This is a genomic window from Corynebacterium coyleae (genome assembly GCF_030408635.1).
Classification (GTDB): domain Bacteria; phylum Actinomycetota; class Actinomycetes; order Mycobacteriales; family Mycobacteriaceae; genus Corynebacterium; species Corynebacterium coyleae.
Genome location: NZ_CP047198.1, coordinates 413808 through 429719 on the forward strand (window position 1 = coordinate 413808; position 15912 = coordinate 429719).

Below are 15912 nucleotides of genomic sequence, written 5' to 3' on the forward strand. Positions count from 1 at the left end.
TCATGCTCATCCCTAAGCGCGTGAAATACCGCCGCCAGCACCGCCCGACCCGTTCTGGCGTGTCCAAGGGTGGCAACCAGATCAACTTCGGCGACTACGGCCTGCAGGCCCTCGAGCCGGCGTACATCACGAACCGCCAGATCGAGTCTGCCCGTATTGCTATCAACCGCCACGTCAAGCGTGGTGGCAAGGTCTGGATCAACATCTTCCCGGATCGTCCGCTGACCCAGAAGCCGCTCGGCGTGCGTATGGGTTCCGGTAAGGGCCCGGTGGAGAAGTGGGTGGCCAACGTCAAGCCTGGCCGCATCCTGTTCGAAATGTCCTACCCCAACGAGGAAACTGCCATTGAGGCGCTGCGCCGTGCAGGCGCGAAGCTGCCGTGCAAGGTCCGCGTCATCAAGAAGGAGGACCAGTTCTAATGGCTAACGGTACCCCCGCATCTGAGTTCCGCGAGCTCAACGACGACGAGCTGAAGGGCCGCCTCAACGAGGCGAAGGAAGAGCTGTTCAACCTGCGCTTCCAGCTTGCAACCGGCCAGCTGACCAACAACCGCCGCATCTCCACCGTGAAGCGCGACATCGCTCGCATCTACACGGTGCTGCGCGAGCGTGAGCTTGGTCTGTCCGTCGTCCCGGAGTCCACGGGAGCTGAGGCATAACCATGAGTGAGGCAAACGTGACTGAGAACACCAAGGACAAGGCCGTGCAGAAGCGCCGCCGTGGCTACGTCGTGTCCGACAAGATGGACAAGACGATCGTCGTCGAGGTTGAGGACCGCAAGTCCCACGCCCTCTACGGCAAGATCGTGCGTACCACGAAGCGCGTCAAGGCTCACGACGAGAACAACACCGCTGGTGTTGGCGATCTCGTCCACATCGAGGAGACGCGTCCGCTGTCGAAGGACAAGCACTTCCGTCTCGTCGACATCATCGAGAAGGCTCGCTAAAAGCTAGTCGCTTCTCGACGACTCCACCGCCCCGGGTTGGCTACCAACCCGGGGCGGTTTTTGCGTTTTCAACTTTTTCTGCGCCCTTACACAAGGGTACGATTTCCCGCATGTGTGGAATCGTTGGATATGTAGGCGCAAACGCGACAACGCGTGACGCGAAAGACGTAATCATCGATGGTCTTCGCCGCCTCGAATACCGCGGGTACGACTCCGCAGGTGTTGCGGTGGTGAACGACCAGTCGATCGAATGCCGGAAGAAGGCCGGCAAGGTAGCGGATCTCGAAGCGGAGATTGCTAACAACCCCATCGCAGCATCGAACCTGGGCATCGGGCATACCCGGTGGGCGACCCACGGCGGTCCGACGGATGCGAATGCTCACCCGCATGTGGTGGGAGATGGCCGTATGGCAGTGGTGCACAACGGCATCATCGAAAACTTTTCGCATTTGAAGGCTGAGCTCGCAGAGAAGGGCTACACCTTCAAGTCTGAAACCGATACTGAGGTTGCTGGCACGCTGCTGCTGGATATCTACAACACGGAAGCGGACGGGGATCTGACCCGTGCGATGCAGTTGGCAGCGAACCGTCTGGAGGGCGCGTTCACCCTGCTCGCCATCCACCCGGACCATCCAGACCGCATTGTTGCGGCGCGTTGGAACTCCCCGCTGGTGATCGGTGTAGGCGAGGGCGAGAACTTCCTGAGCTCCGACGTCGCTGGCTTCATTGAGTTCACCCGTGACGCGGTGGAGATGGACAACGGCCAGATTGTGACGTTGACGGCTGATGGCTACGACGTGATTGACTTCGACGGCACCCCCGCCGAGGCGAAGCCGTTCAAGGTTGAGTGGGATGTCACCGCTGCGGAGAAGGGTGGCTACAACTCCTTCATGGAAAAGGAGATCCATGATCAGCCGGGTGCCGTCCGCGACACGCTTTACGGTCGCTTCGACGAAGATGGCAAGTTGATGTTGGACGAGTTGCGTATCGACGAATCCGTGCTGCGCTCCATCAACAAAATCATCATCGTCGCTTGCGGTACTGCGTCGTACGCGGGCCAGGTGGCGCGTTACGCCATCGAACACTGGTGCCGTATCCCGACGGAAGTGGAGCTCGCCCACGAGTTCCGCTACCGCGACCCGATTGTCAACGAGCAGACTCTCGTCGTTGCCGTTTCCCAGTCCGGAGAGACCATGGACACGCTGATGGCTGTCCGTCACGCACGTGAGCAGGGCGCGAAGGTCATCGCTATCTGCAACACCGTGGGCTCCTCGATCCCGCGTGAGGCGGATGCGTCGCTGTACACCTACGCAGGCCCGGAGATCGCTGTGGCGTCGACGAAGGCGTTCATCTCCCAGATTGTCGCGGCGTACCTGCTGGCGCTGTACCTGGCGCAGGTGCGTGGCAACAAGTACGCCGATGAGATCCGTCAGATCATCGGCGAGCTGGAGCTGATGCCGGAGAAGATCCAGCGCGTGCTGGACAACGAAAACCAGGTCAAGCAGTTGGGCCAGGATATGGCGGATGCAAAGTCCGTGCTCTTCCTTGGCCGCCACGTCGGCTTCCCGGTCGCCCTCGAGGGCGCGCTGAAGCTCAAGGAGGTTGCTTATTTGCACTCCGAGGGCTTCGCTGCAGGCGAGTTGAAGCACGGCCCGATCGCGCTGGTTGAGGAAGGCCAGCCGGTGTTTGTCATCGTGCCGTCGAAGAAGTCGCGCCACAACCTGCACGCCAAGGTGGTCTCCAACATCCAAGAGGTGCGCGCCCGTGGTGCCGTGACCATCGTGATCGCGGAAGAGGGCGACACGGATGTGGAGCAGTTTGCCAACCACATCATCCGCATCCCGGAGTCCCCGGGCCTGCTGCAGCCACTCTTGGCGACGATCCCGTTGCAGATCTTCGCCTGCGCCGTCGCAGAAGCACGCGGCCTGAACGTGGACCAGCCGCGTAACCTGGCTAAGTCCGTCACGGTGGAGTAGAAGCTACCGACCGCGCCAGGGCGCCCCGGGATTGGCGCTGCGGTATTTCATCATCTGGTGGAAGATCTCCGCAGCACCAGCCCGCTGCCCCTGTGTCGCGCTGAGCGTACCCGTGTTGTCAGGCAATGCGTCAAGCGCGAATACTCCCGGGGTGAGAACCTCTGCTAGAAATGAGGGGCAGCCGTCGCTGCGCCGACGTAGCGGGCGGCGTGGGCTTCTGCGGCGTCGATGCGTGTCCAGTCGACTGCCCAACCGGAGGTGCGCAGCATCTGATCGAAGAAAAAGCGTTGGGTCCGCGAATTACCGTCCCGGAACGGATGCACGATTGTCAATTCGCTCCAGTGATCCGCGATGGTGTTTACTGCAGCAGACTTGTCATCGGAGGAGACCGGCAGTTTCGCGATCCGGCCCATCACTCGGTCGAGTTCAGCCTCAACGTATCGCGCTCGACACATCGCCATGCCCATCGCACCAACTTCCTCGGTGCGGATCTGGCCCGCCCAGGGGTAAATGTCCTACATGAGGTAATGGTGTGTGGACTGCAGAGATTCACGTGTGAATTCGGTCAGCAGTGGACCGTTTTCGAGCTCGCCGAGTCGTTGAGGCGCGAGGTTGCCAGCGATGCGGTCCAGCACAACCGGGTCTGTTAGCCCGAATAGGTTTTCCGGGGCCTCGTTGCTTCGTCGTGCCATGGTGTTTAGGCAGCTCCGGTGATACGTTGCCGCAGTTCACGTGCGCGAGGCGTGTTTCCCAGGCCTTCCCTTTCGAGCACCTGTAGCACGACCTCGTCGGCTGAGATATCTCCTCGCAGCTGGCGTCGCAGAAGCGCCTCGTCCTCGGCGGACATGGGTTGGCCCGCCATGATCATGGAGGCGTTCACGGCGGCGACCTTCTGATCTTCGTTGCGCGGGTCAGTCATGCAGGTGATTCTAGCGGTTCGGCGAGGCGGTAGAGCTGGTGGAAGTGGTGCACCGGCCCGTGACCCTGGCCCACCTCGAGGTCGTCGGCGTGGGCGATGGCTTCGTGGAGCCAGGCGGAAGCCCACTCGACGGCGGCGGGGGCGTCGTCGAGAACAAGCCGGGTTGCAAGGGCTGCGGAGAGAGAACAGCCGGTGCCGTGGGTGTTCTTCGTGGCTACGCGGGGCACATCCGCGATGTGGATCTCGCCGTCGGGGGTGACCAGCGCGTTGGAGGCGTGATCCCCGGTGAGGTGGCCGCCCTTGACCAGAACGGACACGCTCGCATCTGCTGCGTATCGACGACCCTGGGAAACCGCATCCTCGAATGTGGTGGCGGGGGTGTCGTCGCAAAGCACTGCGAGCTCGGGGATGTTCGGGGTGACCACGGTGGCGTGCTCACGAACGAGGGTGCGCAGGGCGTCTTCGGCATCCTCGGTGAGGAGGCGATCGCCGGAGGTGGCGACCATGACGGGATCGACAACAACGACGGGGACGGAGTGCTGGGCGAGGAATTCGGAGACCGTGCGGGTGGTGTCCGCATCGCCCAGCATCCCGATCTTGACGGCGTCGACTGTGACGTCGTCGAACACGGAATCCAACTGCGCGCGCAGGAATGACTGGGGTGGGGTGTGGATCTCGCGCACACCTTGTGTGTTCTGGGCGACCAGCGCGGTGACCACGCACATGCCGTAGCCACCTGCGGCGGCGATGGACTTCAGATCAGCTTGAATGCCGGCACCGCCTGTGGGGTCGGTGCCGGCAATGGAGAGAACTCTTGGGATGCGTGCCATAGGCACTGACGCTACCCGGAACTACCCAGCGGCGAGGGCGATGCGCTCGGCAAAACGGGAATAGTCCTCGCGGATGGCCAACAGCGGCTGGGACACAGCAGTTTCGGAGGCTGCGGCCACCTCTTTTTGGATGGCGTTGCGGGTGCGTCGCTTCACCCCAGAGCCCAGCACGCCGCCGAAGGCCGCGGATATCAATCCGATGATTACACCGGTGAGTAAGCCAGCCATGATCAGCAGGGTAGGAATCGGCCAGCCTTCCACATCCGGCACCAGGTCGGTGCCCAGCAGCGGTGTGAGCACGCCCGGGACGAAGGCGACCAGCAGGTACCACAGCACACCAACCAGGGCGGCGAGCAGCGCAAACCACTGGAAGATGGTCAGCACTGCCCAGCCCTTGGACGGCTCCGCGGGCAGTTTCGCACGGGCCACAGCGCGGTCCAGTTCGGCGGGAAGGCCGGTGGAGATCTCCTCGGACCGGTCCGCCACGGCCGCAGCCCACTCGTGTGGCAGCCCTTCGCCAACGGCGGTGGCGTAATCGCGAAGACCCGAGTTGGCTACGGCTTTGGAGGCGGCGTCGAGTTCCGGCATGGAGGTGCGGTGCACACCCAGTTCGTCGGCATCCTCGCGCAGCCCTAAGCGACGAAGCGGGTCGGGTTTGAAGCGGGTGATCCAGGAGGTCAGCAGCCAGCCGGTGCGTTGGCGCAGGCGTTTGCGGTAGGCGGCAGCGGTGATGCCCGCGATGCGTTCTGCACCCGCGGCCTTGGTCAGTGCGGTGTCGAGGTCGCGTTTGGCGTGCTTGTCCACACCACCGGCACCCTTCGTTCCGGCGTATGGGGCGGCAACGGAAGCAATGTCGGCCTCGATGCGGGCAGTCTGCGCATTGTGGGCCTTTGCCACGCGCGCGATCGCGCCGCGCAGGTCTTCGATACCAGCACCGGTCAGGGTGGAGGTGGGGATGACGTGGACGTTGGTCAGGCCGTCGTCGAGAAGCAGGCCCGCATAAGAGCCAGCTACGGTGTCCACGTCGCGCTCCGCCAAAAGGTCGGCTTTGTTCAGCACTGCCAGTGTGACCGCGGAGTGGTTCGCGTGCGGGCGGATGAACTGGTCATGGATGACACTGTCGGCGTACTTCTCGGGGTCGGACACCCACACGAGCACGTCGACCTGGCCGGCGAGGCGTTCGGCGATGACGCGGTTGGAGGCCTCTACCGAGTCGAAGTCGGGAAGATCCAGCAGGATCAGCGGGCCAGCATTTTTGGCAAACTCGCCTTGGCGCTCGCGGCGGTCTTCCACGCCGAGCCAGTCCAGGAGTTCCTCAGAGCCTTCCGGCTGCCAGATCGCGGCCAGGGGAGAGGACGTGGTTGGGCGGCGCGCCGCTGCTTTGCCCAGGTCCTCGCCGACAACGGCGTTGAACAGCGAGGTTTTACCGGAACCGGTCGCGCCGAAAAAGCCCACGACGGTGTGCTCGGCGGACAGGGCGCGACGCTCGGCGCCAGCCTTGGCCACGCGTTCTAGGCGTTCGCGTTGCTCGCCGGACAGGTACGGTGCACCAATTTCGGCAGCGTCCTCGAGCGCGCTCAGCCGTTTGCTCAGCCCAATCTTTTTGCTAAACAGCGCCATTGTCGGACCCCTTTCGGAAGTTGCCGCGAAGCTGGTCAAACAGGCCACGCAGGGCGCTGTTGTTCAGGTCGTCGTTGGGGGTGTCGTCGATACGCGCAGGCACTTGCTTGTCGACGACCCCCAGCAGCTTCGCATCCACCGCCCGGCGAGCCTGCTGGGAGGCATCGCGGATCTGCTCGGCCGTTGCGCCTTCGAGCAACGGGTCGGTGAACACGTGGTAGCGGTCGCGCTCGGCAGCAAAGAGTCCACCAAGGCGCTCGTTGAGGTCGTTGCGGGCCTGAGTGACCATGCGGCGCACCGTGTCTTCGCCGAAGATGGTCTCCAAAAGTTTCTGGCCAAGTACCGCAGAACCGCCCGCGATGGCCACCTCGCCGCCAGTCAAACCAGCGGTGGAGGCGAACACTGTAAGCATGAGTGCCACGGTGACCACGTTGAGCCCAAAGGACATGAGACGGGCGCGCTGACGCTTATCGCCAGCAGTGTCCTGGATATGTCCGACGAGTTCTTGCTGCCAGTCTCGCACCAGTTTCGCCGCCTGTTCGGAAATGTCGGCGCTGGCGCGTGCGAGAGCCGGATCGGCGTCGGTGCGCAGCTCAGGAGCGACCGCGCCGGTATGCGCCCAGGCGCGCGATGCTGCGGATTCGGCAGCATCGACGATGACTGCGTGCAGACCGGACTCGATCTCGGTCTCCACCTCACGCAGGGGAGCGGGCTGACCGGTGAAGAAACTGCCCACCTTATCTATTGCGCTGCTGAACCAGCGCTCGAATCCACGGAACACGTCAGAGGTACCGATGACGTCCTGCCAGCGGTCCATGACCTCGGAGCGCAGCAACTGTCCGTCGGAAGTCGCGTCGATGACCTGACGGTTGGCGGTGGTGTAAAACTCGTGGATCGATGCGTCGAGCTGGTTGGCAAACGCCTCCTGACGCTCACGGCGGCCGACCAAGGTATCCACTCGATCAAGCGCAGTCTGAACCGCGCCGGCCACAGTCTTGCCAGCCACGTCGCGCCGGGCGACGGTGTCCTCGGCGAGTGTGGTCAGGTAATCGCGCAGTGAAGCGACAAGGTCTTCGGCGAGAAACTCCCCGGACTCTCCAGACTTCTCCGCGCCAAGGTCCGCGACGAACGGCACAGTAAAGACTGTTGCGTCGTGCAAGCCAGCCTCATTCATCATGCGGCGCAGATCGTCCGGCACGGTTTCGGCAGCCTTTTCGTCCAGGCGGTTGAGGACCACCACAACCTCAATGCCGCGGCCAGCGGCGTCGTGGAGGAAGTTCCACACAAGTTGATCGGCGTAGCGCGCCGGGGTGGTGACGAACACCCACAGATCCGCAGCCGCAAGGAGCTGACTTGCCAGGGCGCGGTTTTTGTCGTCGATGGAGTCGAAATCGGGGGCGTCGAGAAGCGCAAGGCCCTCGGGCACGCTTTGCGTATCCACGACTCGCAGCGTCGTCGATTGCTCGTTGCCCGCGCCGTGCGAGCGCGTCAGGCCTGGCAGTACCTGTGGGGAGTTAAACCAATCAGCATCTGCTGGGTTTGCCACTAGCACTGGCTGCCGGGTGGTGGGGCGGATGACGCCTGGGTTGGAGACCCGCTCGCGCAGCAATGCATTGACAAGCGTGGACTTACCAGAGCCGGTGGAGCCGCCGATCACGGCGAGCAGCGGCGCGTCCAGGTTGGCGAGGCGGGGCAGGACATAGTCGTCGAGCTGGTTGACAATTGCGCGGGCCTCTGGGGCTGCATCAATAGGTAGGGCAGTGTCCGCGAGGGCTTCGCGAACACTGCGAACAGCTTCGAGGACGTCAGGTGTCTGGGTACTCACCCGTCTCATTTTGGCAGAGGCACCCAAGGTGAGGGGAGTTAGTCCTTGTTGGTTAGTCCTTGTAACCGGTCTTGGTCAGGTTCAGCCATCCGTAGAGGCCGCCCATGATGAACCCGCCGCCGACGAAGTTGCCCAGCCAGACGACCACCCAGTTGCGGATGACGTTCCAGTTGGTGAAGCCTTCGATGGTTTCAGGGCCGAGCGTAAACCCGCCCAGGCTGGTGAGGATGAAGTTCGCGATGGAGTGCTCGTAGCTCATGGTGGCAAACGACGGGATGATCAGGATGACCCCCCACAGCTTCGCGCTGAAGTCCTTGCCGGCCTGGGTGGCCAGCATGAAGGCGATGTTGACCACGACGTTTGCCAGGATCGCTTCAACGAACAGGGTGGAACTGGATTTTTGCAGCTTGGCGACGAGCAAATCGTGGAGGAATCCGTCCACCTCGACCATCTGGCCCATGGTGGTCCGGGAAATCAGCCATGAAATCGCCACTGCACCAATGAGGTTGAACACGGTGACAAAGAAGACGAGGAGGAACCCGCGGGTGATGGTGTTGAGCCTATGGATGGCGCCATAGGTCATGAACATCATGTCACCTGTGGCGAGTTCGCCTTGCAAGACGATGATGATGTACAGCGTTGACGCGAAGATGGCACCGAAGGCGTATTTGCCCCAGCCGGGGGCGTAGCCGTCGAGTAGTTGTGCCGTGGATGCGGCGAATGCCGTCATGATGCCCAGGTACACGCCCGCGAGTACGGAACGCGTGGCAAATCGGGCAGGTTCTGTCGAGAACAGATCGACCTTATTCTTGATTGCCTCGGGGGCGGCTTCGTAGAAACTCACGCCCTCCAATGTACAAGAGGTACTACCTTAAACGGAAATGTGGTAATACCTATTCGGCGATTGGAAAGCTTTGGAAAATCGTGAAAGAAAATGAGAATTCTGCCAAAAACTGTAAAACGTCACGGTAATGTTCGGTGGGCAAGGTCGTTCAAGCTGCGGCCGATGCCTACCGTTCATTAAGAAAATTGGAGACTCACATGAAGCTTCGTCGTCTTGTTGCCGCGGCGGCCGTCGCGACCACCGTTGTTGTTGCTGCACCGGCTGCTAATGCTCAGCCTGCTCCGGAACCGCTGAACCGTGTTCTGTACGAGATTTACAAGGTCGGTGGCTGGGAAGCCCAGAACATCATTCTGCTGCCGGCAGCGCTTTCTTCGCTGAACGTTGTCATCTCGATCATTCAGTCCATCGTCACTGCTGCTAAGTAAGCCGCGACACGTACACACCTCTCCTGAAAGGAAACGAACATGAAGTTCCGTCGTCTCGCCGCTGTTGCTCTTGCGGCATCTGTTGCAATCGGTGCTGGTGCTCCTGTCGCTGAGGCTGCTACCTACCCGGAGCCGCTCAACCAGGTCATCAATGAGATGCGCGCTCTCGGTGGCCCGCTGGCCCCGAACCTGCTGCTGGTTCCAGCTGCCCTGTCCTCCGTGGGCTGGATCATCACCATCCTGTCGCTCACTGGTGTGCTCGGCCTCGGCGCTGTTGCTGCCAGCGTCGCTTAACATTGCGCTAACGCTGCGGCACACTCATCGTCTCACCCCTAAGTTTCGGGGTGGGGCGATTTTTGTATCTTCAGGCGACACGATTTAGCGGCAATTTGGGCGATCGGCGCTGCTCATGGTTAAATACTCCAGTTGTCTACTGCTGGTCGGGCGTGACACGCGTTTCCGAGTGAAGCGTCCGAGACCCTTCGACCAGACTGCGCTCTCCTCGTGTGCGAGGGACGAGCGCGCGAGGTTCGTCGATAAGCAATAGGCCGCAAGAACATTGACCACGTGCGTTCAGGACGGAAATCTGGCGCACATTGACCCAGGTCAGGAGACCAACTGTGATTCAGAAGGAATCGCGTCTGAAGGTCGCCGACAACACGGGTGCACGCGAACTGCTGTGCATCCGCGTTCTCGGCGGTTCCGTTCGACGCTTCGCCGGCATCGGCGACACGATCGTCGCCACCGTGAAGGAAGCTGCCCCGGGCGGCAACGTCAAGGAAGGCGAGGTCGTTAAGGCTGTCATCGTCCGCGCGAAAAAGGAGACCCGTCGTCCGGACGGCTCCTACATCTCGTTCGACGAGAACGCTGCTGTCGTCATCAAGAACGACACCGAGCCGCGCGGTACCCGCATCTTCGGCCCGGTTGCTCGTGAGCTCCGCGACAAGCGCTTCATGAAGATTGTGTCTCTCGCACCGGAGGTGATCTAAGTATGAAGATCAAGAAGGGCGATATGGTGCAGGTCATCGCCGGCAAGGATAAGGGTGCTCAGGGTCGCGTCATTGAGGCGTACCCGCAGCGCGACAAGGTCCTCGTCGAGGGTGTTAACCGCATCAAGAAGCACGTCGCAAACTCCTACAACGAGCGCGGCGCCGAGTCCGGCGGCATCGTCAGCCAGGAAGCTCCGATCCACGTGTCCAACGTGATGATCCTGGACTCCGACGGCAAGCCGACCCGCGTGGGCTACCGCTTCGACGAGAACGGCAAGAAGGTCCGCGTGGCTAAGTCGAACGGGAAGGACATCTAATGGCTGAGAACATTCAGAACTACACCCCGCGCCTGAAGTCCCGCTACCAGGACGAGATCCGCACCAAGCTGAACGAGCAGTTCAACTACGACAACGTCATGCAGATCCCGGGCCTGACCAAGATTGTTGTGAACATGGGTGTGGGCGACGCTGCCCGCGACTCCAAGGTGATCAACGGCGCACTCGAGGACCTCACCGCGATCACCGGCCAGAAGCCGCAGCTGCGTCGCGCGAAGAAGTCCATCGCTAACTTCAAGCTCCGTGAGGGCATGCCGATCGGCGCAAAGGTCACCCTGCGCGGCGACCGTATGTGGGAGTTCCTCGACCGTATGCTGACGGTTGCTCTCCCGCGTATTCGCGACTTCCGTGGCCTGAACGACAAGCAGTTCGACGGCAACGGTAACTACACCTTCGGCCTGTCCGAGCAGACCATGTTCTACGAAATCGACATCGACAAGATCGATCGCGTTCGCGGCATGGACATCACGCTCGTGACCACCGCTGGTAGCGACGACGAGGGTCGCGCACTGCTGACGCACCTCGGCTTCCCGTTCGCTGACAAGGACGGCAAGATGAAGCGCGCATAAGCGTTCACTTGACGACGACACCCCTGCACCCGGTTTTTATACCGCGGTCGCAGGGGTTTTGTCGTATTGGAAAAGCATGAAAGAAAGCTTGCGTGAAGCTGGCTATGGGTGGTTATGATGTCCGCTGTATTAAATACATTGTTTGGCATCCATAATAGGGGAACCCCCATGAGTTACTTCTCCCGAAGCGCAATTATCGCGCCTAAGGAATTCAATCGCTGGCTAATTGTCCCTGCGGCACTCGCCATCCACCTCTCTATCGGCCAGGTCTACGGGTTCTCCGTGTTCAAGAAGCCAATGATGGAGCACTTCGGTGTCGGCGAAGTTGCTGTGGGCTGGATCTTCTCGTTGGCAATCGGCATGCTCGGCATCTCGTCCGCGCTGTTCGGTTCCTGGGTCGAGCGAGTCGGCCCACGCGCGTCCATGGCAGTTTCCGGCGTGCTATGGGTGACAGGCTTCCTCGTTGCCACCCTGGGTGTCACCACCGGAAACTTGTGGCTGGTGTACTTCGGCTACGGCTTTATCGGCGGCATCGGTTTGGGCATCGGATACATCTCGCCGGTGTCCACGCTGATGAAGTGGTTCCCGGATCGCCCCGGTCTGGCTACGGGCCTTGCGATCATGGGCTTCGGCGGCGGCGCACTGATTGCCTCGCCGGCGTCGAACCGCCTCATGGAGTTCTACGGCGGTGGTGCGGACATCGCCAACCGCGCCGCGGGCATCCAACCCACCTTTGTCACCCTTGGCGTCGTGTACCTCGTCGTCATCGCTATGGGCGCGTACTGCATCCGCATGCCGCACCCGGATTGGACCCCGTCGGGCGAAGCGAAGCAGGGGCGCAAACCTTCCAAGGTTGCCATCGTCGGTGCAAATGTTAGCGCCAACAACGCCATTCGAACCCCGCAGTTCTGGTGCCTGTGGGTGATCCTGTTCTGCAACATCACCGCGGGTATCGGCGTGCTGGAGAATGCGGCACCGATGATTCAGGACTACTTCCCGGCACTGACCGCGGCGGCCGCCGCAGGCTTTGTTGGCTTGCTGTCGCTGGCGAACATGGCTGGCCGTTTCGTCTGGTCGTCGGTTTCTGACGTCATTGGCCGCAAGAACATCTACATGGTGTACCTGGGTATCGGGTTGGCTTTCTACTTCATCTTCGCCAGGTTCGGCCACGCCAACATTGCGCTGTTTGTGATCTGCGCGCTGGTGTTGCTGTCCTTCTACGGGGGTGGCTTTGCCAGTATCCCGGCCTACCTGCGCGACCTATTCGGTGTCTACCAGGTCGGCGCTATCCACGGCCGCCTGCTTACCGCATGGTCGGCAGCAGGTGTAGCTGGCCCGCTGATCATCAACATGGTCGTGGAGCGCCAGGCCGCCAACGGCGGCGAAGGCCCGGACCTTTACCGCCTGTCGCTATACGTCATGTGCTGCCTGCTTGCAGTTGGCCTGATCGCCAACATCCTTGTACGCCCGGTGGCGTCGAAGTGGTTCGAAGACCAAGACACCGTTCAGGCGAAGATCGAGGCAGATCGCGCCTCCGCGCTTGAGGGCGCTGGTGCCGGTCAGGCACGTGGGGCTTCCGCGGGCCAGATCCACAAGATTGTCGCAATCATTCTGGCGGCAATCATCGCTGGACTGCTTATCTACGGTCTGTGGGCCACTGCCGTGAAGGCTGCTGGCATGTTCATTGGCTAAGCGCCCGAGTACACGCTGAAGCGCTCGTCGGTAATTGCGCCGACGAGCGCTGTATTTGTTTCGCGGGCCAATTCCACCGCCATCGACGTGACGTCGCGTGTGGTGGCGACAATGCCGAAGCCGGCCGCTGCTGCAGCACGCATCATTTCAAACGTCACGCGCGTATCCACTGCGAGGGTGAGGTTGTGGGCGGGCAGGGTGTCGTCGAGAAGCAAACGCCCAGCGATCTTCTGTACCGCGTTGACAGCGTCGATGTCTTGACGCGCGGTCTCGCCAGCGAGCGCGGTGGGTAGGTCGCGACGACGCGCCTGGTTGAGACGTTCTGGGAAGGCGAAGATCGCATCCTGATCAATAGGGGCGAACTCGCTGCGCACGTTCAGGCGGACCGCCAACTCCCGTACGCGCTGCTCGGCAGAAATACCACAGGACTGGGATGGGATTGGGTCGATGAACTGCGGTGCAGCAGGGTAGGAAAGCTCGATATCGAGCAGGTTGTAGGTGTTTTCGCCGCCGATGGCACCTTCGCAATAGCGAGCGGTAATGACGTCTTTAGGGGTGGTAATGAGGCCCTGCGTCAGGAGCACACCGTGGGCGAGTTCGATGTCGTGGCCCGGGGTGCGAAACAACTGAGCGACCTCTCGGCCACCGGCGCGCACCTCGAGTGGTTCTTCCACTTCCACTTGGCCCGCGCGCGTGTCGCGGGTGCCGCTAGCGGAAATCTTTGTGACGGCGAAACTGCGCTTGGTCCTGCTCATTGCAACGATGCTAGCGCTTAGGGTGCAAGCGGGACGGAGGGGTGTCGTCGCAGCGCTACAACCTGCGCAAAGAGAAGTTATCCACAGGGCGGAAATTGCAAATTCCACAAGCTGAAACGGACATGTCGTGCGAGTTCGTTATAACTACAGGCACACATCCAAACAGCAATGGGGAAGGGGTGGGTGCGTCAGATGCGTACCGAGGAAAAGATCAAACAACGAGTACAAAAACTACTCAATCAAGCCAACGACAGGGAAGGGACACCGGAGGGTGACGCGTTCTATGCCCGAGCATTCGAGCTGATGGCACAGTACGGCTACGACGAGCGCGATCTTGCAAGTCCCGATGCTGGCGACAACGTAGGCCACCGCGCCTACACGTTCCGCGGCGCCTACACCGATATGCAGGCAACGCTGCTGCACTCCATCGCGAGGTCGTTGCACTGCACGGGCTTTACGCAGCGGGTGTATAACTCCACGCGCGTCATGGACGCAGACATTTTTGGCCTTCAGCGACACCTCGACCGGGTGGACATGCTCTACGCGCTGTTGTTGCCGGTGATGCTTGCAGAATCACAAAAGATCCGCGCCACCAACTTCGGGGAATCGGTCGTGGTGATGCGTCGGTCGTTTATGCAGGGGTTCGCGACAAGCATCGGCAAACGTCTGATGAAAGCTGAAGAGGGCGCAGCAAAGGGGGATAGCGAATATGCGCTTGTGCTTGTCGACGACGCCGCAAAGGCCGAGCAAGCCCGCTCCAAATTCGCCGAAGAGCAGGGCTTTGTGCTCTCCGCGCACCAAACCAACCGCTCGTTCGACCCAGGTGCGTACCTCAGCGGACACGCCGCGGGAGAGAATTCAGACCTCGGCCAAACACGGGTGAAGTCCAGGGCGGCGCTGCCGTTCTGATCAATTCGGTGTCGGGAGATGCTGACGGGGGCTAGGTGTCGTCGTTAAGCAATTTGGTTCTGAGCGAACAAGCAGGTAACTTGGTCGATCGGACTTGTGCGCCGAGATTTCGGCGTGCCAAGCCGAGAGAAACATTTGAACATCCAACTTTGTTGCAGGCCCCTCGCCAAGATGCGGACCGCGTGCAAGGGAGGCGGCGAGCGGCCCACGCTACTGAGTGTGGGCAGCGTTGAGTAGCCCCCGATAGACCATGCGGAAAACGCGACCTTGAAAAGGGTCAGGTGGGTTTAGGGAACCGCAACGAGAAAGGAAACGGTCACCACAATGACCATGACAGATCCGATTGCGGACATGCTGTCGCGCGTGCGCAACGCAACAACTGCGCAGCACGACACCGTGTCTATGCCGTCCTCCAAGCTCAAGGCAGCTATTGCTGAGATCTTGAAGCAGGAAGGCTACATCGAAGATTACAAAGTTGAGGACGAGAAGGTTGGCAAATCGCTGACGCTCAACCTCAAGTACGGCCCGACCCGCGAGGCTTCCATCGCTGGTCTGCGCCGCGTGTCCAAGCCGGGCCTGCGCGTGTACGCCAAGTCCAACGACCTGCCTCAGGTGCTCGGTGGCCTGGGCGTGGCAATCATCTCCACGTCCCACGGCCTGCTGACCGACCGCCAGGCTCAAGAGAAGGGTGTAGGCGGGGAAGTCCTCGCTTACGTCTGGTAAGGGGAGGTTGAAAAGACTATGTCGCGTGTAGGTAATGCACCCATCGCAATCCCGAACAACGTCGAGGTGAAGATCGACGGCCAGCGTGTTGAGGTCAAGGGCCCGAAGGCCACCATGGACCTCGAGATGCCGGAGCCGATCACCGCTTCCGTCGAAGACAACGAAGTCGTGGTGTCCCGTCCGGACGATCACCGTGACAGCCGTTCGCTGCACGGCCTGACCCGCTCGCTGATCAACAACCTGATCATCGGCGTGACTGAGGGCTACAAGATCAACATGGAGATCTTCGGCGTCGGTTACCGCGTGCAGCAGAAGGGCAAGGACCTTGAGTTCTCCCTCGGCTACTCGCACCCGATCCTGATTGAGGCGCCGGAAGGCGTCACGTTCTCCGTCGATGGCAACACCAAGTTCGCCATCGAAGGCACTGACAAGCAGCAGGTTGGCCAGATTGCGGCAAACATCCGCCGTCTGCGTAAGGATGACCCGTACAAGGGTAAGGGCATCCGCTACGCCGGCGAGCAGGTCCGCCGCAAGGTCGGAAAGACGGGTAAGTAAT

At 61.3% G+C, this 15912-nt stretch carries 20 protein-coding genes and 1 pseudogene; 13 read left to right on the top strand and 8 right to left on the bottom strand.

What is annotated here, in order from left to right:
- The first annotated feature begins 2 nt into the window (after positions 1–2).
- The 4 genes from rplP to glmS all read left to right on the top strand — a co-directional run bounded on the left by rplP (position 3) and on the right by glmS (position 2921).
- Positions 3–419, top strand: coding sequence for a 50S ribosomal protein L16 (gene rplP, locus CCOY_RS02010; protein WP_070422718.1), 417 nt, complete (start codon positions 3–5; stop codon positions 417–419).
- Positions 419–658, top strand: a complete 240-nt coding sequence (gene rpmC / locus CCOY_RS02015) for a 50S ribosomal protein L29 (protein ID WP_070422719.1) — start codon at positions 419–421, stop codon at positions 656–658. The genes rplP and rpmC overlap by 1 nt, the downstream gene beginning before the upstream one ends.
- A gap of 2 nt (positions 659–660) precedes the next feature.
- A complete protein-coding gene (gene rpsQ / locus CCOY_RS02020) occupies positions 661–945 on the top strand; it encodes a 30S ribosomal protein S17 (protein ID WP_070422720.1) in 285 nt (94 codons plus the stop codon).
- A 110-nt stretch (positions 946–1055) separates the two neighbouring features.
- Positions 1056–2921, top strand: coding sequence for a glutamine--fructose-6-phosphate transaminase (isomerizing) (gene glmS, locus CCOY_RS02025; RefSeq protein WP_092101454.1), 1866 nt, complete (start codon positions 1056–1058; stop codon positions 2919–2921).
- A gap of 164 nt (positions 2922–3085) precedes the next feature.
- Here the strand turns inward: glmS and CCOY_RS02030 are convergent, their stop codons facing one another.
- The 7 genes and pseudogenes from CCOY_RS02030 to CCOY_RS02060 form a co-directional block, all read right to left on the bottom strand.
- Positions 3086–3433 carry a Fic family protein gene (locus CCOY_RS02030; protein ID WP_373270947.1) on the bottom strand — a complete coding sequence of 116 codons (348 nt, stop codon included), beginning with the start codon at positions 3431–3433 and terminating at the stop codon, positions 3086–3088.
- 3 nt (positions 3434–3436) lie between these two features.
- Entirely contained in the window at positions 3437–3613 is a 177-nt protein-coding gene (locus CCOY_RS02035; RefSeq protein ID WP_244268673.1) for a hypothetical protein, read from the bottom strand.
- 5 nt (positions 3614–3618) lie between these two features.
- On the bottom strand, positions 3619–3840 hold the full coding sequence (locus CCOY_RS02040; RefSeq protein WP_092101456.1) for an antitoxin VbhA family protein: 222 nt from the start codon (positions 3838–3840) through the stop codon (positions 3619–3621).
- 5 nt (positions 3841–3845) lie between these two features.
- A pseudogene (thiD, locus tag CCOY_RS02045) lies at positions 3846–4670 on the bottom strand (bifunctional hydroxymethylpyrimidine kinase/phosphomethylpyrimidine kinase); the annotation flags it as partial.
- Between the two features lie 21 nt (positions 4671–4691).
- Complete coding sequence (locus CCOY_RS02050) at positions 4692–6290, bottom strand: GTPase (RefSeq protein ID WP_208856580.1); 1599 nt, start codon at positions 6288–6290, stop codon at positions 4692–4694.
- Positions 6277–8124, bottom strand: coding sequence for a GTPase (locus CCOY_RS02055; protein ID WP_092101460.1), 1848 nt, complete (start codon positions 8122–8124; stop codon positions 6277–6279). The genes CCOY_RS02050 and CCOY_RS02055 overlap by 14 nt, the downstream gene beginning before the upstream one ends.
- Positions 8125–8167: 43 nt before the next feature.
- Positions 8168–8959 carry a formate/nitrite transporter family protein gene (locus tag CCOY_RS02060; RefSeq protein ID WP_070422867.1) on the bottom strand — a complete coding sequence of 264 codons (792 nt, stop codon included), beginning with the start codon at positions 8957–8959 and terminating at the stop codon, positions 8168–8170.
- Between the two features lie 197 nt (positions 8960–9156).
- On the opposite strand from CCOY_RS02060, the gene CCOY_RS02065 reads away from it, so the two are divergent.
- The 6 genes from CCOY_RS02065 (at position 9157) to CCOY_RS02090 (ending at position 12969) form a co-directional block, all read left to right on the top strand.
- Positions 9157–9384: a hypothetical protein gene (locus CCOY_RS02065; RefSeq protein ID WP_092101462.1), complete on the top strand. Its 228-nt coding sequence runs from the start codon at positions 9157–9159 to the stop codon at positions 9382–9384.
- Between the two features lie 39 nt (positions 9385–9423).
- Positions 9424–9678 (top strand): hypothetical protein, encoded by a 255-nt coding sequence (locus tag CCOY_RS02070; protein ID WP_070482513.1) that lies wholly within the window; start codon positions 9424–9426, stop codon positions 9676–9678.
- Positions 9679–10004: 326 nt separating this feature from the next.
- Entirely contained in the window at positions 10005–10373 is a 369-nt protein-coding gene (rplN, locus tag CCOY_RS02075; protein WP_070422727.1) for a 50S ribosomal protein L14, read from the top strand.
- Positions 10374–10375: 2 nt separating this feature from the next.
- The gene (rplX, locus tag CCOY_RS02080; protein ID WP_070422728.1) at positions 10376–10690 is read left to right on the top strand and encodes a 50S ribosomal protein L24; all 315 of its coding nucleotides are present in this window, start codon (positions 10376–10378) and stop codon (positions 10688–10690) included.
- Entirely contained in the window at positions 10690–11277 is a 588-nt protein-coding gene (rplE, locus tag CCOY_RS02085) for a 50S ribosomal protein L5 (RefSeq protein WP_070422729.1), read from the top strand. The genes rplX and rplE overlap by 1 nt, the downstream gene beginning before the upstream one ends.
- Positions 11278–11445: 168 nt before the next feature.
- The gene (locus tag CCOY_RS02090) at positions 11446–12969 is read left to right on the top strand and encodes an L-lactate MFS transporter (RefSeq protein WP_092101464.1); all 1524 of its coding nucleotides are present in this window, start codon (positions 11446–11448) and stop codon (positions 12967–12969) included.
- Here CCOY_RS02090 and CCOY_RS02095 read toward each other — a convergent pair.
- The gene (locus tag CCOY_RS02095; protein WP_070771073.1) at positions 12966–13724 is read right to left on the bottom strand and encodes a formate dehydrogenase accessory sulfurtransferase FdhD; all 759 of its coding nucleotides are present in this window, start codon (positions 13722–13724) and stop codon (positions 12966–12968) included. The two genes, CCOY_RS02090 and CCOY_RS02095, sit on opposite strands and share 4 nt — an antisense overlap.
- Positions 13725–13916: 192 nt before the next feature.
- Between CCOY_RS02095 and CCOY_RS02100 the strand changes: the two genes are divergently transcribed.
- From CCOY_RS02100 to rplF, 3 genes are all read left to right on the top strand, one after another.
- A complete protein-coding gene (locus CCOY_RS02100) occupies positions 13917–14633 on the top strand; it encodes a DUF2786 domain-containing protein (RefSeq protein WP_092101466.1) in 717 nt (238 codons plus the stop codon).
- 324 nt (positions 14634–14957) lie between these two features.
- On the top strand, positions 14958–15356 hold the full coding sequence (rpsH, locus tag CCOY_RS02105) for a 30S ribosomal protein S8 (RefSeq protein WP_070422733.1): 399 nt from the start codon (positions 14958–14960) through the stop codon (positions 15354–15356).
- Positions 15357–15374: 18 nt separating this feature from the next.
- On the top strand, positions 15375–15911 hold the full coding sequence (gene rplF / locus CCOY_RS02110; RefSeq protein WP_070422734.1) for a 50S ribosomal protein L6: 537 nt from the start codon (positions 15375–15377) through the stop codon (positions 15909–15911).
- The last annotated feature ends 1 nt before the right edge of the window (position 15912 follow it).

What these genes read in the sequence shown, in the direction of transcription:
- CCOY_RS02065 (WP_092101462.1), top strand. Translation starts at nt 9,157, where the DNA reads ATGAAGCTTCGTCGTCTTGTTGCCGCGGCGGCCGTCGCGACCACCGTT.
- rplF (WP_070422734.1), top strand. Translation starts at nt 15,375, where the DNA reads ATGTCGCGTGTAGGTAATGCACCCATCGCAATCCCGAACAACGTCGAG.
- rpmC (WP_070422719.1), top strand. Translation starts at nt 419, where the DNA reads ATGGCTAACGGTACCCCCGCATCTGAGTTCCGCGAGCTCAACGACGAC.
- rpsQ (WP_070422720.1), top strand. Translation starts at nt 661, where the DNA reads ATGAGTGAGGCAAACGTGACTGAGAACACCAAGGACAAGGCCGTGCAG.
- CCOY_RS02035 (WP_244268673.1), bottom strand. Translation starts at nt 3,613, where the DNA reads ATGGCACGACGAAGCAACGAGGCCCCGGAAAACCTATTCGGGCTAACA.
- rplP (WP_070422718.1), top strand. Translation starts at nt 3, where the DNA reads ATGCTCATCCCTAAGCGCGTGAAATACCGCCGCCAGCACCGCCCGACC.
- glmS (WP_092101454.1), top strand. Translation starts at nt 1,056, where the DNA reads ATGTGTGGAATCGTTGGATATGTAGGCGCAAACGCGACAACGCGTGAC.
- CCOY_RS02095 (WP_070771073.1), bottom strand. Translation starts at nt 13,724, where the DNA reads ATGAGCAGGACCAAGCGCAGTTTCGCCGTCACAAAGATTTCCGCTAGC.
- CCOY_RS02050 (WP_208856580.1), bottom strand. Translation starts at nt 6,290, where the DNA reads ATGGCGCTGTTTAGCAAAAAGATTGGGCTGAGCAAACGGCTGAGCGCG.
- CCOY_RS02055 (WP_092101460.1), bottom strand. Translation starts at nt 8,124, where the DNA reads ATGAGACGGGTGAGTACCCAGACACCTGACGTCCTCGAAGCTGTTCGC.
- rplE (WP_070422729.1), top strand. Translation starts at nt 10,690, where the DNA reads ATGGCTGAGAACATTCAGAACTACACCCCGCGCCTGAAGTCCCGCTAC.
- CCOY_RS02040 (WP_092101456.1), bottom strand. Translation starts at nt 3,840, where the DNA reads ATGACTGACCCGCGCAACGAAGATCAGAAGGTCGCCGCCGTGAACGCC.
- CCOY_RS02090 (WP_092101464.1), top strand. Translation starts at nt 11,446, where the DNA reads ATGAGTTACTTCTCCCGAAGCGCAATTATCGCGCCTAAGGAATTCAAT.
- rpsH (WP_070422733.1), top strand. Translation starts at nt 14,958, where the DNA reads ATGACCATGACAGATCCGATTGCGGACATGCTGTCGCGCGTGCGCAAC.
- CCOY_RS02070 (WP_070482513.1), top strand. Translation starts at nt 9,424, where the DNA reads ATGAAGTTCCGTCGTCTCGCCGCTGTTGCTCTTGCGGCATCTGTTGCA.
- CCOY_RS02100 (WP_092101466.1), top strand. Translation starts at nt 13,917, where the DNA reads ATGCGTACCGAGGAAAAGATCAAACAACGAGTACAAAAACTACTCAAT.
- rplX (WP_070422728.1), top strand. Translation starts at nt 10,376, where the DNA reads ATGAAGATCAAGAAGGGCGATATGGTGCAGGTCATCGCCGGCAAGGAT.